The sequence below is a fragment of the Acinetobacter kyonggiensis genome (assembly GCF_900107285.1).
Classification (GTDB): Bacteria; Pseudomonadota; Gammaproteobacteria; order Pseudomonadales; family Moraxellaceae; genus Acinetobacter; species Acinetobacter kyonggiensis.
Genome location: NZ_FNPK01000016.1, coordinates 33,436 through 56,260 on the forward strand (window position 1 = coordinate 33,436; position 22,825 = coordinate 56,260).

At 40.7% G+C, this 22,825-nt stretch carries 28 protein-coding genes; 26 read left to right on the forward strand and 2 right to left on the reverse strand.

Annotated elements, in window-relative coordinates; all coding sequences use genetic code 11:
- The first annotated feature begins 10 nt into the window (after positions 1-10).
- From BLV99_RS12655 to BLV99_RS12710, 12 genes are all read left to right on the forward strand, one after another.
- Entirely contained in the window at positions 11-970 is a 960-nt protein-coding gene (locus tag BLV99_RS12655) for a hypothetical protein (protein ID WP_092691240.1), read from the forward strand.
- Positions 971-973: 3 nt separating this feature from the next.
- Positions 974-1,339, forward strand: coding sequence for a hypothetical protein (locus tag BLV99_RS12660; protein ID WP_092691242.1), 366 nt, complete (start codon positions 974-976; stop codon positions 1,337-1,339).
- Between the two features lie 3 nt (positions 1,340-1,342).
- Positions 1,343-2,422: a major capsid protein gene (locus BLV99_RS12665; RefSeq protein ID WP_092691245.1), complete on the forward strand. Its 1,080-nt coding sequence runs from the start codon at positions 1,343-1,345 to the stop codon at positions 2,420-2,422.
- Between the two features lie 10 nt (positions 2,423-2,432).
- On the forward strand, positions 2,433-2,792 hold the full coding sequence (locus BLV99_RS12670) for a hypothetical protein (RefSeq protein WP_092691247.1): 360 nt from the start codon (positions 2,433-2,435) through the stop codon (positions 2,790-2,792).
- Between the two features lie 8 nt (positions 2,793-2,800).
- Positions 2,801-3,247, forward strand: coding sequence for a gp436 family protein (locus tag BLV99_RS12675; RefSeq protein WP_092691249.1), 447 nt, complete (start codon positions 2,801-2,803; stop codon positions 3,245-3,247).
- Positions 3,248-3,249: 2 nt separating this feature from the next.
- Positions 3,250-3,753 (forward strand): phage virion morphogenesis protein, encoded by a 504-nt coding sequence (locus tag BLV99_RS12680; protein WP_092691252.1) that lies wholly within the window; start codon positions 3,250-3,252, stop codon positions 3,751-3,753.
- Positions 3,743-4,177: a phage tail terminator protein gene (locus BLV99_RS12685; RefSeq protein ID WP_092691253.1), complete on the forward strand. Its 435-nt coding sequence runs from the start codon at positions 3,743-3,745 to the stop codon at positions 4,175-4,177. Before BLV99_RS12680 ends, BLV99_RS12685 begins: the two co-directional genes overlap by 11 nt.
- 9 nt (positions 4,178-4,186) lie before the next feature.
- Positions 4,187-4,948: a phage tail tube protein gene (locus BLV99_RS12690; RefSeq protein WP_092691255.1), complete on the forward strand. Its 762-nt coding sequence runs from the start codon at positions 4,187-4,189 to the stop codon at positions 4,946-4,948.
- A gap of 269 nt (positions 4,949-5,217) precedes the next feature.
- A complete protein-coding gene (locus tag BLV99_RS12695) occupies positions 5,218-5,748 on the forward strand; it encodes an antA/AntB antirepressor family protein (protein ID WP_092691258.1) in 531 nt (176 codons plus the stop codon).
- Positions 5,749-5,822: 74 nt separating this feature from the next.
- A complete protein-coding gene (locus BLV99_RS12700) occupies positions 5,823-6,404 on the forward strand; it encodes a hypothetical protein (RefSeq protein WP_092691260.1) in 582 nt (193 codons plus the stop codon).
- Between the two features lie 60 nt (positions 6,405-6,464).
- Positions 6,465-6,746: a hypothetical protein gene (locus BLV99_RS12705; RefSeq protein WP_092691263.1), complete on the forward strand. Its 282-nt coding sequence runs from the start codon at positions 6,465-6,467 to the stop codon at positions 6,744-6,746.
- A 14-nt stretch (positions 6,747-6,760) separates the two neighbouring features.
- Positions 6,761-7,189, forward strand: coding sequence for a DUF4124 domain-containing protein (locus tag BLV99_RS12710; protein WP_244516318.1), 429 nt, complete (start codon positions 6,761-6,763; stop codon positions 7,187-7,189).
- A gap of 25 nt (positions 7,190-7,214) precedes the next feature.
- Here BLV99_RS12710 and BLV99_RS12715 read toward each other — a convergent pair whose 3' ends face one another.
- Positions 7,215-8,744 carry a TerD family protein gene (locus BLV99_RS12715; protein WP_092691266.1) on the reverse strand — a complete coding sequence of 510 codons (1,530 nt, stop codon included), beginning with the start codon at positions 8,742-8,744 and terminating at the stop codon, positions 7,215-7,217.
- Between the two features lies 1 nt (position 8,745).
- Positions 8,746-8,976, reverse strand: coding sequence for an Arc family DNA-binding protein (locus BLV99_RS18500; protein WP_244516319.1), 231 nt, complete (start codon positions 8,974-8,976; stop codon positions 8,746-8,748).
- Between the two features lie 107 nt (positions 8,977-9,083).
- Between BLV99_RS18500 and BLV99_RS12725 the strand changes: the two genes are divergently transcribed.
- From BLV99_RS12725 to BLV99_RS12790, 14 genes are all read left to right on the forward strand, one after another.
- On the forward strand, positions 9,084-9,239 hold the full coding sequence (locus BLV99_RS12725; RefSeq protein WP_092691269.1) for a toxin-antitoxin system HicB family antitoxin: 156 nt from the start codon (positions 9,084-9,086) through the stop codon (positions 9,237-9,239).
- A gap of 77 nt (positions 9,240-9,316) precedes the next feature.
- Complete coding sequence (locus tag BLV99_RS12730; RefSeq protein ID WP_092691328.1) at positions 9,317-10,204, forward strand: BRO-N domain-containing protein; 888 nt, start codon at positions 9,317-9,319, stop codon at positions 10,202-10,204.
- Between the two features lie 88 nt (positions 10,205-10,292).
- Positions 10,293-13,352, forward strand: a complete 3,060-nt coding sequence (locus tag BLV99_RS12735; protein ID WP_092691272.1) for a tape measure protein — start codon at positions 10,293-10,295, stop codon at positions 13,350-13,352.
- Between the two features lie 2 nt (positions 13,353-13,354).
- Positions 13,355-13,771 carry a hypothetical protein gene (locus tag BLV99_RS12740; RefSeq protein WP_092691274.1) on the forward strand — a complete coding sequence of 139 codons (417 nt, stop codon included), beginning with the start codon at positions 13,355-13,357 and terminating at the stop codon, positions 13,769-13,771.
- Positions 13,761-15,725: a hypothetical protein gene (locus tag BLV99_RS12745; protein WP_092691277.1), complete on the forward strand. Its 1,965-nt coding sequence runs from the start codon at positions 13,761-13,763 to the stop codon at positions 15,723-15,725. Before BLV99_RS12740 ends, BLV99_RS12745 begins: the two co-directional genes overlap by 11 nt.
- Positions 15,726-15,736: 11 nt before the next feature.
- Positions 15,737-17,356 carry a hypothetical protein gene (locus BLV99_RS12750; protein ID WP_092691280.1) on the forward strand — a complete coding sequence of 540 codons (1,620 nt, stop codon included), beginning with the start codon at positions 15,737-15,739 and terminating at the stop codon, positions 17,354-17,356.
- 53 nt (positions 17,357-17,409) lie between these two features.
- A complete protein-coding gene (locus BLV99_RS12755) occupies positions 17,410-18,669 on the forward strand; it encodes a hypothetical protein (protein WP_092691283.1) in 1,260 nt (419 codons plus the stop codon).
- Positions 18,666-18,950, forward strand: coding sequence for a hypothetical protein (locus BLV99_RS12760; protein WP_092691286.1), 285 nt, complete (start codon positions 18,666-18,668; stop codon positions 18,948-18,950). Before BLV99_RS12755 ends, BLV99_RS12760 begins: the two co-directional genes overlap by 4 nt.
- Entirely contained in the window at positions 18,947-19,348 is a 402-nt protein-coding gene (locus BLV99_RS12765; protein ID WP_092691289.1) for a hypothetical protein, read from the forward strand. Before BLV99_RS12760 ends, BLV99_RS12765 begins: the two co-directional genes overlap by 4 nt.
- 14 nt (positions 19,349-19,362) lie before the next feature.
- Positions 19,363-21,339 (forward strand): hypothetical protein, encoded by a 1,977-nt coding sequence (locus BLV99_RS12770; protein WP_092691292.1) that lies wholly within the window; start codon positions 19,363-19,365, stop codon positions 21,337-21,339.
- Positions 21,332-21,562, forward strand: coding sequence for a hypothetical protein (locus tag BLV99_RS12775; protein WP_092691294.1), 231 nt, complete (start codon positions 21,332-21,334; stop codon positions 21,560-21,562). The genes BLV99_RS12770 and BLV99_RS12775 overlap by 8 nt, the downstream gene beginning before the upstream one ends.
- Positions 21,563-21,621: 59 nt before the next feature.
- A complete protein-coding gene (locus tag BLV99_RS12780) occupies positions 21,622-21,909 on the forward strand; it encodes a phage holin family protein (RefSeq protein ID WP_092691296.1) in 288 nt (95 codons plus the stop codon).
- Positions 21,893-22,402, forward strand: coding sequence for a lysozyme (locus tag BLV99_RS12785; protein WP_092691299.1), 510 nt, complete (start codon positions 21,893-21,895; stop codon positions 22,400-22,402). The genes BLV99_RS12780 and BLV99_RS12785 overlap by 17 nt, the downstream gene beginning before the upstream one ends.
- Positions 22,403-22,771 (forward strand): lysis system spanin subunit, encoded by a 369-nt coding sequence (locus BLV99_RS12790; RefSeq protein ID WP_092691301.1) that lies wholly within the window; start codon positions 22,403-22,405, stop codon positions 22,769-22,771.
- Positions 22,772-22,825: the final 54 nt, after the last annotated feature.

Consider the following 22,825-nt stretch of genomic DNA (forward strand, 5'->3'; position numbering starts at 1 on the left):
GAGCATGAAAATGCCAGATCCAAATGAACAATCCAAAGACCAGTTTTGCTTTGAGCTAGGTCAGTTTGCGGTTGAGCAGCCTGTAGAAGGAAAGAAGAAACGTACATTCACTGGCATTGCGTATAGCGGTGAGCCGATTGTCGATCACTGGTACTGGGAGAGAATCATTTTTGATTTAGACACCATTAAAATCAAAGGTCGCATTCCCGCATTGCTAGAGCATCGAACCAGTCAACGTGCCGGAGCAATTAACTCACATTCGGTTAGTCATGAAGAAGGCTTAAAGATCGAAGGTAGCTTGCTTTCAAACGAGTTCGGTACTCAAGTCGCTCAAGACTCAGATGACGGCTTTCCTTGGCAGATGTCGGTGCGTATCGAGCCAAGCTCAACTGAAGAAATCGCAGCTGATCAAACAGTTTCTGTAAACGGTAAAACATATCAAGGACCAATCACGGTGTTTCGTGGTGGTCGTATCCGCGAAGTGTCCTTTTGTGCATTGGGTGCAGATGACAATACAAACGCCGTGGCGGCAAGCCACTCTCCAAAAAACTTTAATCAACCAGAGGACACAGACGTGACCGAATTAGAAAAAGCACAAGCGGAAATTGCTGCGTTAAAGCTGAAAAATACCGAGCTTGAAACGCAAAATAAACAATTTTCTGCTGCAAAACGTGAAGCTGAAATCACTGCGCTAGGTAAAGACTTAGGCAAAGAATTTAGTGCTGAAGATATCGCTGAAATGAAGACTCTTGATGAGTCGACATTTGCATTTTCAGCTAAGCAATTACGTCAATTCTCGGTGACCAAACCACCAGAGCAAAAAACACCGGGAACAAACCCAGCCTTGGCGCATTTATTCAGTCACCAAGCAACAGGTAATCAAGGTGGGCAACAAGGGCAAGGTGGTGGGCAAGAACATCAATTCTCCGCTGGGGCTAAGGCGTTTGCGGCACAAAATAAAGGGGCTTAAACCATGACCACTATCACAACCTCACATCAATCACGTCCATTTAACTTGGATGTTGGTAAAACGCGCCGTGCCAACGGGAAAGTGACAACAGCTACCGCATACAAGGAAGGAGATTTACTTGTGGTATCTGCTGCAAATGTTCTAACTCATGCTGCGGACGAATCAACGTGGGATGTTATTTGCGGTGCAACCTTAACAGCAGCTCAAGCAACGCAAGCAGCAGCAAAGGGAACTGAAATCCCATACTTTATTGGTGGTGTGTTTAGTGTTGAGGCTATCTCAATCTCAGGCACTCTTTTAGCTGCAAATAAATATGATGCTGTACGCGCCAAAGCATCAAAAAACAACATTGAATTATCGAAGGTGTAACCCATGCCACAAAGTTTTGTAATTAATAACGCTCCACTTGAACTACTGGGTGTTGATGAATTAGCGTTAATTCACTCGAATTATGCGCCTATGGATACATGGCTTTTGGATAAGCTTTTCCCTCGTCGCAAATCATTCACTACAAGTACGGTGCCTATCGCTGAGCTTGAAACTGAATCTGACATTGCGCCACTGGTTGCACCACAAATACCGGGTAAATCATTTGACCGCACGACAGCGATTCAAGTGAATCATGTCACTCCTGCATATCTTAAGCCGAAGAATCAAGTAACACCTGCAACCGCATGGGATACTGCATTATTAGCTCGTATGCGTGATGCGGGGATCATTTCAACTGGAAACAATCAGCTTAGCTCTGCTGAGCAATATATGATTGCTCAAGTTGAAACAATAAAACGTAATCACGATTCTATTGATAATCGTAAAATCCTAATGGCTACAGAATTAGTCATTACTGGTCAAATTATTCTTGAATCAGATGACTATACGAAGAACGTTGTTTCGTATGGGCGTAGCGCATCTTTAGCATTTACCCCAGCGATTGCTTGGGATCAAGCGGGTGCTAAACCGGTGGATGATATGGATATCATGGCTCAACGTATGTTGGATCAAGATGGGGGTGAGGCCAAGATGATTTTAACCACAGGAAAGGTGTGGTCTGTCTTGGAAAAAAATGCAGATTTTAAAGCGAAATTTGTAGCGCCCTATGCAGGTATTAGCATTCCTTATCGCCCTGAGCTTACCGCATCACGTTCAGCTAAGTTTAAAGGTTACGTGGGTGATATTGAGATCTGGACTTACGATGCAACCTATAAAAATAAAGGCCAGACAAAACGTTTTATTCCGCAGGACTACTTTGCAATGATTGCTGACACAAATGGTTATGTGACTCAATGTAAAATCGAAAACGTTCATGCGAATGGTTTGGCTTTGGAGTATTTCGATCGCCAATGGTATGAAGAAGATCCAAGCGGAATCATGCTTTTAACTGAATCCTCACCACTTGTAGTACCAAGTAATAAAAATGGTATCTGTGGTGGTACTGGCTTTATTACTCTATAAGGAGGCTTAAATGCCAAAGTACATTGCTAAACAATCCATCGGGCAATTTATGCCGGGTGAAGAAATCAAAGGGCTTGATGCGAAACGTATTCAAGCCCTTTTAGCATCTGGCGCTATTGAAGAGTATCAAGAGCCTGAAGAGCAAAAAGAAGATGGTACTGCTGCACGATTGGCTGAGCTTGAAAAGGCCAATACGGATCTGACAGCAGAAAATAAGCTGATGACCGATGAAAAGGTCAAATCAGATCAAGAAAATGCAGAGCTTAAAGCCAAGGTGGTTGAGCTTGAAAAGGCTGTAGCTGATTCTCAAGCTGCTTTGAAAAAAGCGACTGCCGAAGCAAAGAAAGCTGCCACTCCAGCTGACAAATAGGGTGATCTATGTACGCAGACCGTAATGATATGGTTCTGCGTTTCGGTGAGCGTGAAGTCAAGCAACTTGAAGCGAGTATACAGGCTGAAAACTCAATGAGTGTGGAGGCCACGCTTCAAGATGCAAGTGAAGAAATTGACGGCTATATTGCTGTGCGTTATTCACTCCCGCTCACTGAAACACCGCAGAATTTAAAGCGCTTAGCATGTGACATTGCACGGTACAAGCTCTGGAAGTCTAGAGCCTCGGACGAGATTCGAAAACGTTATGAGGATGCAATAGCGTTCTTAAAACTTATTGCGAACAATAAGGCATCTTTACTAATTAAGAATGCTGTAACAAACGAAACCTTGCCCGATCCACCGAAACAACAACCTTCAACAGTGCCGATTGGCACGACTTACACAGGTGGTGTATTTGGTGACTCGATTCTGAATAACATGCCGAGTATCTAATTATGGCTGATTCTATTCAATTTCATGGTCAAGAAAAGATCACTCAATGGTTGAATCGGGTTTTAAGGGAAGCAGGTGATCATTCCAAGTTAATGCATAACATTGGTTCGATTCTTGAGTTTAATACTAAGCAGCGTATTAACACAGGCATAGGAACTGATGATAAACCATGGCAAAAATCATGGCGTGCAAAACTACAAGGCGGTACAACACTGCGTGATACGAGTCGGCTTTATAACTCAATCAAGTACACCGTTTTGGATGGCGGTAAGCGCGTCATTGTTGGTACTAATGTATTTTATGCACCTGTCATGCACTTTGGCGCAACGATTAAAGCTAAATCGGGAAAATATCTAAAGTTCAAAACAACGATGGGTGGTTGGGCTCAAATTCAGAGTGTGATTATTCCTGCACGCCCATTCTTAGGTATGTCTATTGATGACTCTCAAGAAGTCTTGTTTGAAATTGAAGAATATTTATTGGAGTTATTAATGAATGCAAAGTGATTATTTTGCGCTTGAGCCTGTGATTGTCGAGCGGTTAAAAGATATTGAAGGCATTTTGGCAATCAACACACCTTTTAGCATCGATGACATGCTTCAAGTAGTTAATGTATCACCCTCATTGAACGTGATTTATGTCGGTGATCAAGTGGGTGAAAGTGTGGGCCGTGGCCGATCTGCACCAATTACACAGCAATGGTTGGTTGTTTTAGCCGTTCAAGATGCATCCGCTCAGCTTGAAGAAACATCAAATATTAGAAAAATTGCTGACCCTTTCATACGTGAAATATTGGCAAAAATGCAGGGCTTTGATCCAAAAGTTACAGGTTATCGGCCTTTTGAGCGTGTAAATGCAGGTGTTCAAGTTGGATCAGCGGCAGGCTTTGCATACTTTCCATTTTTATTTGAATCAAAATTATTAACTTAGGAGTAGGTCATGTCGAATGGCTACGAATTTCTGTCTCTGCAAGGGGCATCACATCTAGCGCGCAACCTGCCTGATGGTACTAAAATTTTACGTGAGCTAGGCAACCAAACTGGCGTTAAGCTGACAATCTCCTCTGAGACATTTGCACGGTACGAAAGCAAGTCGGGTAAACGTCAAAAAGTTGGGGAGTGGACTAAAGCCCGTGATGTTGAGCTTGAAATCACAATGGATGAGCAAAAGCAGGAAGATATTGCTTTGGCGTTCCAAGCCGAAATTAAAGCAATAGCAACCAGTAATATTCAGGACAAAAATCTTGGTATTGGTCTGAAAGTTGGCGATACGATCAAACTTGATGGGTTTAATATTTCTGATTTGATGATTAGTGATTCTAAAGCTGTCACACCGACGGAACTAATTGAAGGTCAGCATTATTCTTATGATGCAAGTTTCGGTAAGGTTAAAATTTTAGATATCACAGGTCTTACACAGCCACTTATTGCTGATTACACAACAGGTGATGCAAAGGCTACTGTGATTTTCTCCATGCCGGATGATGCTGAATATTATTATTTATTTGAAGGTATTAACTCAATTAATGATAAAAAGTTAGCACTTGAACTATGGCGTTTTAAGCCGTCAGTGGATGGTGAAATGGATTTCATTAATGAAGAAACTGGTGAAATCTCAATTAAAGGTTCAGCACTAGCAGATGCAACCAAGCAGCAAGATGAAAAACTTGGTGGTTTTGGTCGTATTGTGTATTTAGATTAATCAGAACAAAACAGGCATAAGACATGGCGCATAAGCGTCTTTTTTTGTGCCTGTGTTTTAAGTGACCCCCTGTAGGGTTTTACCAAACCCTTGACAAGATTTTATATTTCGTAAAGCGAAGCCGGCCTTAACAAGTCGGCTTTTTTAATGCCTGCAATTTGGGCAAACCACTGGCTAGAGCGACGGTTCGAAAGGAAGATGGTCGTTTCGGCTATTCATTGCATCTTCTTGCCAGTGTTTCTTTTTTAATGAGTAGTCGGAGTAAAGCAATGAATGCAATCGTAAAAATTGAAAACCAAACTCCATTTATCGAAGTTGAATTAAATGGAAAAGTTCAACTAGGTGTAAATGCTCGCGAGCTACACAAAATGCTGGAAGTTAAGACAGACTTTTCGGATTGGATTAAACGCCGAGTTAAGCAGTGCAAGTTTGAAGAAAACTTTGATTACATGGTTATCCTCAAAAAAGAGGAAAACCTAAAGGGTGGTCGACCAACGACCGAATACATTATTTCAGTAGACATGACCAAACACCTCGGGATGATGGAGCGAAATGAAAAAGGTCATGAAATTCGCAAATATTATATTGAACAAGAAGAATTAGCGCGTAACACATTGAGTGGTGTTCAGATTGAAATTGGGAAATTATCAATTCTCGCAGACCAGTGGCAAGAAACACTTTCAAATGCAGGTCGAATTCTTAGTGTTGGCGGTAAGCAGATTAGACCACAGATACTTAAAAAATTAGATGAATTAATTAAGCAGGCCCAACCATCTTTAGATTTAAAAGATGGTGAATAAAGAGAGCCCTTCTAGATTTCAAATCTGAAAGGGATACCAACGCCACCTTCGGGTGGCTTTTTCGAGATTCCATCATGAATGATTTTTTCTTAGCAACGAATCGAAGTATTAAAATCTCTGTCTTGGGTAATGATGTTGAAGTACGTCAGATCCAGATGAAAGATTTTGATCTTTGGGCAAGCCATGCAGAAGTACTTAAAAACTTCATTAAAGGTAGAGATTATTCAGATGAGATTTTGACTGAGTTGTTTACAGCTCATACGATTCAAGTCATTTCAATGATTGCTTGCGTAACCGATATAACAAAAGAATCACTGCTTAAAATCGCCGTGAATGAGCAAGAGTTTAAGCAACTACTTAAAACGGTTCTCAATGTAAACCATGCTTACTTCAAATACGAAAAGCCTAAACGTGGACGTAAGAAAGCAGCGCAATCAAATGAATCAACATGGTTCGACTCATTCCAATTCTTAATTAGTGCTGGCCATCGTCCTGATGACATTATGAATATGACTTATGGTGCGTTTGATCAGTACTTAAAATCAGCTCAGAAAGACAATAAAAATAAATTGCAGTATTTATCGAGTGTGATTCGATCAGCACATCATGCGAATGCCAAAGAGTTTGCGAAGTTCTTTGAAGGACTGAAGGAATAATATACGGGTGACTTTTACCGAATGATTAGATATTCTCTTTGAAAACGAGGGTGTAAATTCATGAAAATTATTATTTTAGCGATTTTGTTAACACTATCATCTACTGTTTTTGCGACCAGTGTTGATTCAGTACGTGGTAGTTTTGGCTTTGTGAGCTTAAATGATTCACACAACAAAATGATCGATGTGCTTGGAGATCCAAAGTCATCTTATAGCCATGTTATTCACGATCGTAAAGGTTGGCCACACAAAGCAACGACTTATCTATATCCATTAGACAGTGTGAAATATGAAATCACGATTGTTGACGGGAAGGTCTATAGCATTAACTGGGAGCGCTGATTGTGAATTTAATAATGTGGGGCAATGAAAAAATGTTCATAAAATTAATACTCATCTTATCCGTGCTCGTTTCGGTTAATGCCATGGCCGGTGATGTGTATACCTGCACAGTAAGCGGTAAAACTGTTTATCAAGGCAAGCCATGTGCGGGGAGTAAGGCGCTTATTGAAAAAGTAAGCCAAGCTAAAGCCAACGAAAAGGCCAAAGAATTAGCAAAATACCGTTATGAGGTTGAGATGCATGAAATGATTTCGCGCAAAGAACCAAGGATTGGAATGTCTGCTTTAGCAGCGGAAAAATCTAGCTGGGGATACCCAGATGATGTGAATAAAACAGTTAATGCATATGGTGTGAGTGAGCAGTGGGTATACAGGGGGTTGGGTTACTCCAAGGGGCGTTACCTATATTTTAAAAATGGCATTTTAACTTCAATGCAAGAATAAAAAAAAGCACCCTAGGGTGCTTTTTTTAAATTCTATCACTCTTACTTAGATTGCAAGCCCTACATAGAAGTTGAATATTATTTTCTGAATTAGAGCCACCTTTTGAAAAAGGAATAATATGATCAAACTCAAGGTATGATGTGGATTCGCACTCAACACACTTCCCATTACAGCGCTGCCAAACAGTATTGCGGGTTTCTTGTGTTATATGTCTAGTATTGTTTGTGGACTGACGTAAATCAATTTGTCGATGAAAGCGTTTTACTGATTGCTCAATATGAGCTTCTACAAAATCAACATCTTTACCAATGTAAAATTCGCCTGAATTATTTGCCGTTTTTGATGTAATAAAGATCATATTTTTATTACTTTCATAAGAAATAATATTAGATATTAAGATGTTTTTGGGTTTGTCAGATTTGTAAATAATCCTTTCACTTGTAACAAAAAGATCACCACGGTAGCGCTCGATATTATTAGCATTTTTACGTTGCACAGTTAATAAGACATCTTTCTGATGTAGATAGATTAATTCAGAATTTTTAACAACAATTTGATTTGTTTGAATTGGATTTACATCGCCTTTTTTAATTTTTGCAATATTGTTAACTCTTTGAATTGTTGTTTTTATTTCTGAAATAATACTTTGATCTGGTTGGAAATAGTCACATAAACAATTTATAAAGTCCTGCTCATCTTTGCCAACGAATCGATCTGCAATGATATTAGCTAAAGTGAAATGTAAAAAGTTATTGATCAATAAGCTTGATTGTTTAAATAATTGCTGTTTATCCAATTCATGTTCGATGCAAAATTCATCCAACTGTTGCCTTTCTTGATTCGTTAATTTTCCATCTGATAAATATTGGCTTAATTTAGATTGAAATTCTTTCTGCTTTAATTGAAGTTCTTTCTGCTTTTTACGTTTTTCAATCAATTTTAAAGGTGATAAAAGAATGTCTCTTAATGTATTACTAATATTTGGTGTTGTGTCGCTGGTCGCTTGAGAGGGAATAGGGGGAGGTGATACTTCGGAGAGAGGTTGCTCATCTGCAATGTTAACCCCAAAATGCTCTGCTAGAGACTTTAAACCACCATTAAAGCCTTGAGATATAAATCTGAATTTCCAGCTTTGTTGATATCTATAGAACTCGCCAATAATTAAAGCAACTTCTGAGCGATTTTGTCCTGTAATTTTACTTGTCGCAATAACGTTTGAGTTTTTAATTTTAATATTAAGATAGTTTACAGAGGAAAAATTTTGCTGTTCATCTGCCAAGGTTGCACAAATAGAAATCTTATTAATTTGAGGGCTTAATTCTGGGAAATTAATTTGAAAATAAACACTTGAGGATGCTTGAATAAGTTTAATTGTTTGGGATTTATTATGTAATTGACCATAGAAAATCATATCATCATCACTACAAACCTTAGCATTTGTTGCTAGAGAATATGCACTAAAGTCCAGTTCAGAACTGTCGATACCAAAAATTTGAATTTCAATGCTTATTAGTGATGTTGGTATAATCGTATTCGCCCCAGCGACTAATTCCATTCTATTTTCCTTCTTGCTTTTTTAGCATAATTTCAATTAATTTTGTTAAGTTATTAATTTTGTTATTTATTTCTGAGTAACTTGTAGGTTGGTTTTTAGAGCTAAAACTTTGCTCAAGACGGTAAACAGCTTCAGCCGTAATAGTGCGACCATTTTCAAGTGCTGCCTTTTCTATATTTTCTTTCAACTCCATAGGTACACGGAGGTTCATTTGAGGATCATTACGTGCCATGTACGAAAGACTCTATTGCTGATATAAAGAATATATTACATCACGGTGCTTTACAGCAATGAAGCGCTGTGCTTTAATGTGATCACGGTGCTTTATTTGAGGTTAGTATGGCAAGACAAGACACACAGGTAGCAGTACGTATTCCACCTGAGTTGCACAAGCAACTAAAAGAAAAAGCTGTGAATGAAGAGCGCTCAATGAGTTATTTAATCAATAAAGCAGTTGAGCAATTTTTGAAACAACAAGAGAGTGCGAAAGCATGAATATCACAGACAACAAAAAAGCCCAGAACTTTGGACGGTCGGGCTTGATTGAAGTCATTACTAAGGAAGTAAACAACATGAGTAGTTTAGCATTAAGTTTCAATGAAGTAAATTTCACACCTGTTCAGCAGGACGGTCAAATTTGGTTAACAGCAACTGAGTTAGCTAAAGCTCTTGGTTATGCAAAATCGGATGCAGTAACTCAGGTGTATGATCGTAATCAGGATGAGTTCAACCCATCAATGACTAATACGATAACCGTCAAATCAAATGATTCTGTCGAGACCCTCAATTTGAGTGTCTCGAAGAAAAGCAAAAATTTAACTAAAACGATCCGCATCTTTTCCCTGCGTGGTTGCCATCTAATAGCAATGTTTTCCAAAACAGATATTGCTAAGCAATTCCGTAAATGGGTTTTAGATATTTTGGATCGTGAGGTAGGGCAACCAGTTGCCAAAACCCACAAATCTGAACGCACACCTTTGCATGATGCGCACGCCATGCTTGTAGCTAAAACGAAACACTTAAATTCAAGTGAGGCTTGGAAAATCATCAATCAGCGCTTTGGTACTAATAGTATTGATGAGATTCCATACGAAGCGATTCCTGTCGCTGTGGAATATGTACATCATTTGATTGCTTTATATAGCAGTGCGGGTAAGCAGGCTTCCTTGTTTGATAAGGATACCTATGAACTAATTAGGCAATTGGCTGAAGCTATAATTTTGGAAAATGATGAGATTGTTCCTGTATTAATGGCTGTTAAAATTATCGACGAAAAGAAATTTGCTTACTATGCTCACAAAGTAGTTAGAGCAAATGAATCTGCGAAAAAGGTTAGTCGAATATTAGACTTTAGAAATAACTTAAATGAACCATTGATTGATGTGAACTGTAAAGTTATTGCGCTATCAACAGGACAGAGATTTATGGCTCGTCCAAATTGGTTTAACTGTCCTAGCTAACCAATAAACAAGAACCGCCCAAGTGGCGGTTTTTTATGACTGAATTTAGCCCACTTCGGTGGGTTTTTTATTGCCCGGAGAAAAGCAGATGGCTGGCAATTTAGACTTTCGATTAAATTTGTTGGCGAACACCACAGGTCTACAGCAAGGTATGGATGGCGCTAAATTCGCTGTAAATGCGCTTGTTGGTGCGATGGCTGCACTTGGGGTTGGTCTCGGGGTTAATGAGTTGGCCAAAGCAGCGGATAGCTATACAAACTTATCAGCACGCATCCATATTGCCACTAAAGATGGTGGTGATTTCACATCAGCAATGGCCGGCGTTCATCAAGTTGCATTGATGACTAACTCCAGTCTAGAAGCCACAGGCAGTCTATTTACTCGACTCAATGCAGTCGGTAAAGAAATGGGGATGACACAGCAGAATTCACTTGACCTAACCAAAACAATTAATCAGGCAATCCAAACGAGTGGAGGCTCAGCCGAAGCCAGTGAAGCAGCAGTACAGCAATTCATTCAAGCCATGCAAGGTGGTGTACTACGTGGTGAAGAATTTAACAGCATCATGGAAGGTGGTTACGGAGTTGCTGAGGCGCTTGCAAAAGGTCTTGGTGTTACGACTGGCGAACTTCGCAAGATGGCTGAAAATGGTGAATTGGGTGCTGAGCGTGTCTATAAAGCCTTACTAAGTCAGAAAGATGCTGTTCAGAAAACTTATGACAGCTTTCCTCTTACTGTTAGCAATGCATTACAAAAGATTGCAACATCTTGGCAAATCCTCATTGGTGAGATAGATCAGTCTAATGGGGCATCCGCTACAGCAGCTCAGTGGTTATCTACACTTGCTGATAATATGAGTCTACTTAAGCCAATCATTGATGACATTGGAAATGGCTTTACTAGATTTAGAGAGTATTACTCTAATATTTATGATCAAGGCACGATTGATTCTTTAAAAACTACACTTATCAGTGTCTATGACACCATCAAAACACTATTTAATACTGTGCTAGAAGTCGGTGAGGCATTTCATGATGTTTTCAGTGATGCTTTATCTAGCACTCTGAGTTTTACAGATGGTTTGTACCCAGCTGGTGAACAAGTCAGTGGATTCCAAAAATTCATAGATTTACTAAATATAGCATTAAGCTTTTTAAGTGATGGCTTCAAAACCATTGGTATTGGTGTAAATCTATTCACTGGAACGCTCTATGGTTTGGCGGCTGTTTGGTATGAGCTTAAATCCGTACTTTCGTGGGGTGATGTTAAAGAGAAAGCTATTGCTGATATGGAGGCAATGAGAGCTAAATCTGATGAATACTTCACCAAAGGTTTTGATGGTGCTAAAAACCTTGAATCTAAGACTATTGAAGCGATTCAAAATATTGGCAAAACCGACAAGGAGAAAAATCAGGAGCGAATCGCTGATAGTCAACAGACTCTTGACCAGTTAAAAGCTCAAGAGGAAAAACACAAGGTTGATTATAAAGCCATAAGTGATGAGCGTATTCAACTAAACCAACAGTTGCAGGATGCACGCAAATCAGGTGATCAATCAGCTATTGATGCCGCCATAAATGGTCTTGCTCAGCTTGATGCTAAAGAAAAAGAGTATCAAGCTGAAAGCAAAAAGATTACTGATGCAAAAATTCAGGCAGCACAAGATTGGGTAAATGCTCAGCTAATCGCAGCCGATGGCACCCAAAAGGCTGCCGATGTTGCCACGCAAAAAACACTACAAACCACGCTTGCAGCACAAAACCTAAAAATTGAGTTTGATAGTGCTGGAAAAGCCATAGTTAAAGCCATGGATGATGGTGCGAAAGCTACTGAAAACCAAGGTAATGCTACAGATAAGGCGCGTAAAGCAGCAGTAGCCCTTGGATTGGATTTAGATGTTTCTTTAAATCGTGTTTCAGCGAAATTTAAAGAAGGTGAAACCAATGTTAATAACTTTGTAGCTGGTTTAGAGGGTTTAGGGGTTACAGGAAAGCAGGCTGGTGAAGTTACTTATGAGGCATGGCTAAAATGGCTAGAAACAGCTAAAAGCCAAGCTGAAATCGACTTTGCAAAATCTAAGCTGAAAGAATTTGGTGATCAAGGGAAGATTTCTACAAGTCAGGTTGAACAAGGCTTAATTGCAATTAAGCTACAGGCCCAAAAATTACCAGATGATATTGATCCTGTTACTGAAGCCTTTAAACGTCTCGGTATTGAAACGAAAGAAAACTTAAAGCTCGCTGCACAGCAAGCTTTGATGGACTACATCACCATTCGAGATAGTGGAAAGGCGACTGCCGAAGGTGTTCAAAAGGCATATGAAAAAGCTGCTCAAGCCGCGGCAGTGTCAGGTGATGTTGGAGTGATATCTGCCACAAATGCAGCGAATGCTGGTCGTAATCTTGAAATTCAAATCGACGATACTGGCAAAGCTTCAGTTAAAGCTATGGACGAGTGGACTAAGTCAAATGACCGTGTGCGGGATTCTGCCTATGGTATCGGTGATGGTTATCGAAATGCCGGAAGTATTGCACGTGAAGAGGCTAAATCTGCTGAACAGGCTTGGGCCGATGCTGTGGATGCTGCCTCTGCCCAATTCGATGCTGAAATGAAACGTCAGGGGCAGTCATTAAGTAAAGGGATTTATAACTACAACTCATACAGTAAAGCCGATGTTGTTTCACAACTTAAATCCAAAGGTTATGACGATAAAGAAGCCGAGAAATTAGCAGGTTCGATTTGGTCCAAAGCGATGGAAGCGGATCGTGATGCTAAAGCTGAAGGTATGGGTAAGGGTGGCAATCCAGCACTGAATCGTTTAATCGAGCAAGAGTTTAATAATGCAGCATCTAAGGGTTTAACCACTCAACATGGTACCAACAAGATCAATGATCTGTTGCGTCAAATGAGCAGTAATAATCTTGTATCAACAGGATCGACATCTAAAGCACCCGCCGTTGATGTGAATAGTCTTGCACCACAGGTGAGTACGCCAGTTCCAAGTATCCCTGAAAATGTAACCACTAAAAACTCAAGAATCGAATTGGTCAGTGGAAATAAGACAGCAACTTTGACTGGTTCACAGCAAGATGTCGACACAATGGAGGAAATCATGCGTGAATTTGAAATGCTAAAAAGGAGTTCTTAACGATGCGACTCGTACGCAAATCAACATCTGAAGCCGTCTCATTAGAAGACGGCTTTTTATGGTCTGATGAATTTGAATGGAAGCCGATTGAGCAGAAATTGGAACGTGCCATAGATGGTACCTTGATTGTTCAGGAAGGTGTGAAAAAGTCCGGTCGCTCTATTGCACTTGTACCCGCAGACAAAGAAATGGGCTGGATCAAGCGCCGTGATTTAAGAAGTCTGCTTGCTTGGTCTGCATTACAAGAGCAATTCACGCTTGAGTTTGAATATCCGCACGATAACCGACATTTCAATGTGATTTTTAATCATGAGGCTGGGGCATTAGAAGCGAAGCCGGTCAAAGATCTGCCGACTATTTCTGAAGATGATTATTACAACGTCACCATGCGTTTTACGGAGCTAGACCATGCCAATTGAAACTAAAGATTTGGTGCTCTATGAGTCAGAGCGATCGACCGATAATGATGATGGGGGTGGTAAATATAATGGCCAGATCATTATTGATGGTCAGAGTAACAACTTGTTTGACGATGTGTCAGAATTAGATCGCACCATGGGCGATGTATCCATGCGTAAGATCTTTCCTGCCGTCACCACCAACGACACGGATAAATTGATGGGGGCCACGGTCTTCATTTCTGAAAACCCCAAAGATCCCAATGTATCGGCTTTATTATTCAGTACAAAGAACTGGACCGATGAACGACGTAGTGCTAAAAACCGTGTAGAAAACTATTCGGCCAAAGGTGGTCAGATTGCTGGCACACCATTGGACACACACTTGCAGGGCATGAAGTTATTGCAAGTAGCGATGTTTCCGCAAGAAACTGAAAGTTCTGTGGGTGACACCATTGTTCTAATCAGTGATGAAGGCAAGGCTTTAGAGCATGAGCAGTATTTACGGATTACAAAGGTTGAAACCCGTACTGCAATCATCGTGATTGATAGTAAGAATGTGGAGTATAAGATTGCCACTTACATCGTTAATGATGCACTGGATGCGGATTATGTAGGTCTTTCAGCACAGCAGTGGTATAGCGGTCAGGCATCAAAAACCATTATTCGTGATTCGATGGTGGCTGATACCGGAAAATACTATGCATCGACTGGATTAGCTAAAGATGCAAATGTGGGTGAATTCACCGTTAATGCAAAAAGCATCTTCAGTCAGATTATCCCTTCAGCTCAAACCGAATCGCCGATTGTTGATGTCAATGCTGCGGGTGAAAGTACCATTTTGGTGCCGGGGAATGATGGGCTGATTACTGCCAATTTTCCAACAACAGTGGGTGTCAGCCAGAATTTGTATATTGGCTCATCTGTGATGCCATCAAGTGTAGCTTTTACATTGTTTGGCCAACCAGTGACTGATCAAGGTGGGCTGCTTAAAACATCGGGTGGTACACAGGTAGGGACAATTGACTATCAGCGTGGGTTAATTCAGTGGACAGCATCGGCAACAACTGGTGTTACAACATTAATTATTACATTTAAGCCCGCAGCGGCTCCAAATCAGTATTTTCAGTCTTATGCTATGCCTGTGACTCAAAACAATCAAAGCACCAATTGGACAGGTGTACTGGTCCCGATTCCAGCACCCGGAAGCCTTTCAATTTCGTATATGTCGCAAGGCAAGTTTTACGAATTAAAAGATGATGGTTCAGGGCAGTTAAAAGGATCGAGCAGTTCGTTTGGTTCAGGTCGGATCAACTATGAAACTGGATCTTGGTTATTGACCACGGGTGCTTTGCCTGATGTGGATACACCTATTTTACTGCTCTGGGGCACACCGATCGTTACTTTTGTGCGCTCTAATTTGAGTGTGAATAAGGCGGCTTTTGAGTTTAATTTAGGGCAAGCAGGTATTGCACCGGGTGTGACTATAAATTGGTTGCTTGAAGGTGTGGCGAAAACTGCGGTGAGTAATGCTCAGGGCAAATTCACAGGTGATGCAACGGGTGAAATCAACTACTCAGAAGGTAGTGGGAAAATTATTCCCAATAAAATCCCACCCAAAGGCACGCAATTCACAGTGATTTATAACTATGGCAACCAGCTTACGCAAACTAAGTCAGCAGTCGCACCGGATAGTAATCAGAAGCTCAGTTTCACCATTGGTACGGGTGCAGCCATTCAACCGAACAGTGTTGAGTTAAGTATTCCAGTTTCTGATCAACTGGGGCAGAACAACGGTACAGCAAAAGTGTTCGATGTGCCGATTAATAGCACGATCGGTAATCTAGTCAGTAGTACCGGTGATATTCAAGGCACGATTAATTACAACACTGGTGCAGTTGAAGTCACTCCTATTTTAACTTCCAAACAATTTAAGCAGGTTTACACACCAACGACTGTATACGCTTCTGCGTAATGTGAGGCGCTATGTCTTTTTATTTACCCGCAACATCTAAAATTGAAAGTACCGAAACCCCATTGAGGGCGTATCAGGAGGTCGATATTTCAGTGAAATATCGTGATACCTCGGGTCTCAATTCTAGTTCTAGTATTGTTACTGCTGATAAGTTGCGACTGGATTTATCATCTGGCTTTGATGAGCAAATTTTGACAGGTTCAGCTCGATTTAAAGTCGGGTCTGATACCTTTCTTGATCGTACTGGTACGCTTTACCGCAACGTGAATCCATCAAATAACAGTGGCATTGCTTCAGGAATCATTCAATATGGCACCGGTAAAGTCGAAATTGATTCTTGGACACCGGGTGTAGATAACACGATTGTTTTAGAGTCGCTTACTACCACAACAGATTTACCCCCAATGAACCGGATCAGCTTTCGAACACCGATTATTCCGATTCGATCTCAGTCACTTACAGTGGTTGTTGCTTCACTAGAGTTCGGTCAACTTACATTGACCACAGATGAGAATGGCGTGATTGAAACCAGTCATGCACATGGTTCTATTAATCATGATACTGGTTTTGTGAATATCTATTTTTATACCAAAACTGAAATTACTGTAGCGAACCGAGCCGAGATTGAAGCCAATGACTGGTACGATCCTTTGCTCGAATATGATGAGCTTGGTAAGACCTATATCAATGTACCGGTGTGGATCGATGCCTCGTCGGTTCGTTATAACGCCATTGCTTATACTTATATTCCGCTTGATAGTGAAATTCTTGGTCTGTCAGCAACACGTTTGCCACTGGATGGCCGTGTACCGATTTTTCGAGTCGGTGATATTGGAATTATCAGTGCTTCAAAAGCTTATGAGTTGCCGAATCATATAGCAGGACAAACCTATTCACTGGCTGACCAGCGGATTTCATGGTGTGAGCTTGAAGATAGTGCAGGAAGCAAAGTTCCTTATGACATGTATGTGGTGGATTATGATTACGGTAAATTCACACTGAATGGTGATTTTGCTCTAGGTACATTGGTTGCACCACTTAAAGCCAAATATCGTTATCAAGATATGGGTCTCATTCGTGATGTACAGATCAATGGACAGATTACGTTTACTAAGCCAGTTACCCATAACTACGATGCAGAAAATTCAATTGTTGGGTCTGCATTAGTGATTGGTGATATGCAAGCGCGTTACACACGCAAGTTTGTACAGCCGACATGGTCGAATGCTTGGGCTGATGAGCCTACAGGTGGTGCAATTTCAGCGAATTACAATGATGCACTTTATCCGATTCTGACAACGAATAATGGTGCGATTCAGGAACGCTGGGCACTCGTCTTTACAAGCACAACAGACTTTCGTTGTATTGGAGAATATACAGGGCAATTGGGAGCTACTGGCACAGTAAATAGTGATTTCGCACCGATTAATCCGGTCACGGACGCGCCTTACTTTAAAGTAAAAAAAGAAGGCTGGGGTGCAGGTTGGGCGAGTGGTAATGTGTTGCGATTCAATACTGTGGCTGCAAATTTCCCAGTCTGGGTGATTCGTACCGTAAAACAGTCCGAACCCACTGTATTGTCAGATCAATTCCAGATCATGCTTCGTGGTGATATTGACCGCATTGTTTAAAATTTAAATCAAACATGACCGCTTTATGCGGTCTTTTTTATGAGTGAATAAAAATGGTTGCAAGTACAGATATTAAGTTTTATGTGCATACCAATAACAGTGCACCGCAACTTCAAAATGTTTATGGATCAATGATTGATGTCTTGAATGCGTGCTTAGTGAATGGTATTCAAATAGGCACAGTCTCATCTCTCACAGCTTCGGACTCAACTGTTACCGCTGTTTTTAGTGCTCCGCACAAATTAATACAGTATCAAGTAATTAAAATTACTGGCGCTAATCAGGCTGAATTCAATGGTGAGCACCGGGTTTTAACTGTACCAAACTCAACCACTATCACTTTTGAACTTGTCACCCTACCAGAAATATCTACTGCTACCGGCACAATCTCTGCATCATTACCACCACTGGGCTGGGAAAAGCCATTTTCAAGCAGCCATGCGACGGTTGGTGGAAAAGCAGCTTATCGCTCTAAAAATTTACTTTTATCGAGTCGACCTTTTTTAAGGGTTGTTGATGAGCCTGATGCGGCTTATGCAACAACTTACGCAAAATTTGCAAAAGTCGGAATCGTAGAGGATATGACTGACATTGATGCGTTGCTTGGGGTTCAAGCACCATACAATTCTTCAAATCCCAACCTAAACTGGGTTGGAACAGGTAGTGGTACGTCTGCCGTGAACGGTTGGGCGCGCTGGTATTATGCAAGTTCTACAGAATCTTCAAATGCCTCATATAGTATTGATTATCAAGCACCAACAAACGGCAACTGCACATGGATTCTAGTTGGTACAGGTGATTATTTTTATATTATCCCTGAAGTTAGAGTTGGTTATTCGGCCGGGTTTATTTATGGTTTTGGCTCAGTAGATTCACTCATCTCTGTTGATAATGGCAATACCTTTTTATCATCAACACTAAATGCAAAAGATGCGAGCGCAAACACACACAACATCCTGAGAACCCCTTTGAGTGCTGATAATACAAATTATTGTCTCTTGCATAGGAATTATAAAAATGAAGCTACTTATGCAATTGCCAATGCAAAAAGCTTTTTATCAACTGTATATAGCGGTTATGGCAACATACTGAGCAACGACGCGTATTCAGGGCTTTCAGCTTTTGATGTATATGCCTTAGAAGGGAGTGTTTTAAGAGCAAAATTTAAAAATATAAAATGGCTTTACTCTAATTTGCCATACGCAAATTTAACAACTGTTTCATTTGGTGAGCAATTATTTATAGCTAAAAACGTGGCAGCAATGAACGGGCAAATCGGGCAAGTGCTTTTAAAATTAGGTGACTTGTCATGATCAATTCACTTAACGCTATAAATAGATCCAACACTCTTGTTGGAACTTCCCTTGATAATGGGTTATCAATTAAAGGCCAGGTGAAGGGTATGGGGGTGCCGATCCCGTGCAGGGTACGATTGTTTGAAAAACTTTCAGGGCGACTGATTGCTGACAAGCTTACTGATGAGAATGGGTTTTATGAGTTCAATCACTTAACTAAAACCAAGTTTTTCACCGTTACTCATCATCCAGCTTCACAGTTCAATGCCATCATTCAAGATAACGTGGTGCCGAAATGACAGTACAAATATCCAAAAAAGCAGGGATTTTAGCCCTGCAAGCTCATGCCGATTTTCTGAATACTGGTGGTGGCTCAGCACATTTTATCTATTACAGTGATTCCAAGCCAGCAAGCATTGAAACAGCAGCAAATCCTACAAATGCACTGTGCACCTTATCACTACCTAAGCCTTGTATAAAGCAAGTTTTAACCGATGGAATTGAACTATTTTCAACAGACACAGCTCTTGCAATCAAAGCAGGCATTGCAGTCTGGGCTCGCTTATACAATGGCAATGATGAACCTTATGCTGATTTTACTATCGGCACATCAGGCACCGATATTGTATTAAATAGCGTTGATATTGCACTAGGTTCAAGCCAAAAGCTCGACAGTATCATTCTAAAACCATACTAATTTAGAGGTGGTCAATGTCTTACACGCCACCAGATGCACATAACGTCATACTCAATTTTGAGCAACCAATTACGCCAGTCGATAGTCATAATCTGGTATTAAATTTTGGTGATGTTGAACCACAATTAAGTGTTTTGAATGCGCTTATTGATACTCGTATTCAAGCATTTATTCAGGGTTCAAATACTGAAATAGTGATTAATCATGGTGATTTACTTGCTACGATTAATACCAATATTCAGGCTGAAATCAGTGGTACAAATTGGGAAAATGTCGATAATCGCGGCACTTTGCTTGCTGTTGTTAATACAATCATTCAGGCAAACATATCTGCTATCAATGATATTAACCATATTCTGGGCATTGAAGCCCACTGGATTGCAGAATATCAACGGGCAAAACCCTGCTTAATTGCTCCGGAAATTCGATGGGCAAAACCAATATTTAAGGCGCATAACAGCGCCTTTTATTTTGAGTGCAGTTTGAGATTAAGCAATCAGGCATCTGTTGGTTTTGATAAGGCCAAGACGCTACATCGTGCGGTTCAAATCATTCATGAGCAAATGACGGGGCTGTCACGTAGTGCTTATTTAAAGTGGCAGGAAAATGAAAAGCTGTTTATTTCTCGAACTTTGGTTTTTGAAGAGTCGAAAAAATTAAGAATTAATCGAAACAGCGATTGGGTGGAATTGGTTCGTAAGCGCAAGACGTTTACTTACTCACATCAAGTCGCACATGTGTTTGAAAAGCATTTCATATTTGAATGGGATAAAGGCCTTGAACTCATCACTGCGAGTGAAATTGCATGGGATAAAGCCAAAGCGATTCACTATCGAAAACATGAAATTCAGCCTTGGCCACAGCCTGAAATTCCTGAATATGCGGGCTCAACTGATCTTAATTTCATTTGTCTTTGTCATGAAGTGGATCCCCACAACGTCGTATTAAATTTTGGTGCTGATGATTGTATTCCTTCAATTCCGAATCGAAACGGATGGTATATCTTGAATAGTTTATCTGTGAATCGCTTGGATAATGGCGAGAAAATTAATGTACTGGATGGAAATTACAGTACGGACCGTAGCCGCTGGTGCTGGTCCTATAGCTTGACCGTACCTGCATCTGAAATTACAAAACTTGAGCCGATTGCAGGGCAGCCGGTGATTTTGAGAATCATGGTGAATGGCTTTGAACATCATATGATGCTTGAGAATCGCAGTCGTTCTCGTCGTTTTGCGCAAGAAACTTATAGTTTGTCGGGTCGTAGTCAAACCGCATTATTGGATGCACCTTATGCTCCCACACGTTCATTTCTACAAGAGAATGAACGTACTGCAAGACAGTTATGCCAAGCAGAACTAGATCGTGTGAATAGTTCAATACAGTTAAATTGGCAGTTGATTGATGAGTTGAGTTGGATCCTGCCTATCAATAGCTTGAGCTATTCAAACTTAACCCCGATCGCAGCAATCAAATTGATTGTGGAAAGTGCCGGTGGTTTTATTTATAGCGAGAAGAACAGCAACACGCTGACGATTAAACCGAAATATAAGAAGACGTTCTGGGATCCGATTGCCATTGCTGATTATGACCGGTTGATACCGATAAGCTTAACCAAAGACCAATCTACAGATTATGAGCTTTACCCGGACTATAACGGTATTACATTAAGTAATGATCAAACAGGTTTAACGGGTCAAGTCAAACGGACAGGGACCAGTGCAGATACTTTGCTGGAAACGGTGAATAGTCCATTGTTTACGGTAGAAAGTATGGGAGCTTACGGTAAAGCGCAATTAGCCAAAGCCGGTATGGTTGAAACCCATAGTTTGGTCATGCCCATTAGCGTTGAAGTAGGTGAATGTGCACCAGGTGAATTAACTGCTTTTAATGCTGAATGGTGGGGAATTAGTGATGGTGTCAGTGTTTCATTCACTCATGCTGTTGTGAATCAAACCGTTAAGGTTGAGCGGGTGAATCGAGATGAGTAATGCCTTAAAACGCTTATTCGATCTGATGCCTAAAGCGCCCGAATTTGTGGGGACTATTACCCATGAAGACCATCCACAGTACAAAGTTTTAGTGGTGGATGGTAGCGGCTTGGTGATGTGCACCAGTAGTACCAAATATGCAGTCAACACTCGAGTATTTGTATCGGGGCAGGAAATTAAGCGGGTAGCACCCTCGGGTGCTGTTGCACAAATCGAAGTTTAAGTTTTAACAACATAGAGCACCGAAAGGTGCTTTTTTATTGCCAAAAAAAGGGGAATGGCATGTCTGAAACGACAGGGCAAGCAATTGCTGAGGCAAGTTCAGCAGTTACTTCAGTATCAGCAAAAACAGCAGTTGGTGGCTCAATAGCAGGATTATCCGGGAAGTTTTTGGGGTTAGATCCAGTCACGGCATTGGGTCTAGTTATCGCAATCTCAGGTCTACTGGTTAGCTTTATGAGTTTTTTAATCAACTGGTATTACAAGCGGCAAGAAAACAAGCGTGCAGATGAGTTACATCAGCTAGCACTGCAAAAAGCAAAAGGGGAATGTAATGTCAAACAAAACTAAAGTCATTGTGACGATACTGACTGCAATCAGTGCTAGTGGTATTTACTACACACAAAGCAAAGAAGGCACTGTTTTAAAACCTTATTATGACAGCGTAAAAGTCGCTACCGTCGGTACTGGTACAACAGTTTACCCAAATGGCCAGAAAGTGAAAATTACAGATGCGCCAATTACAAAGAAGCAAGCCACTGAATATTTGAAATTTCACATCGATAAAGATGCCAAGATTTTCAATAAAACTTTGCTTGGCGTTCCGCTTTCTCAAACTGAATATGATCTTTATATGGACTTCACATACCAATTCGGTACTGGTGCATGGTCGCAATCTTCAATGCTTCGCAATCTAAAACAGGGCAAATACAAACAGGCTTGTGATTCATTACTGAAATGGAAATATGCAGCGAAACGTGATTGCTCGGTTAGATCCAACAACTGCTATGGGGTTTGGGTGCGACAAGTGGAACGTCACAGCAAATGTATAGGGACACAGTAAATGCCAATACTTATAGTTTTATGGAAATTCAAATACTGGATCGCAATTGCGGTCCTTTCTTTTATCTGCTTCGGACAGCTTGCATACACAAACCACTTAAGCGGAAAACTCAAAGAAGCTGACACAAAATGCACAGCAAAAATTCAAGAAATTGAGCAAAAGAAATTAAAAGCTTTAGCCGAAAAACAGAATGAAATTAATCAAGTGAGCGCGGATTATGAAAAAGCAAAATCAGTACAGCGTAGACAGGTCGAAACAGTTACACGTGAAGTGCAAAAGATCGTTGAGCGTCCTGTGTATCAGCAGCATTGTTTTGACGATTCTGGGTTGCAGCAACTCAACTCACTTATTAACAGCGATTCCAGCTAATTTACTTGAGCCTTGCCCTGATCTTCAAAAATTGGAATCAGGGCAGGGTAAAGC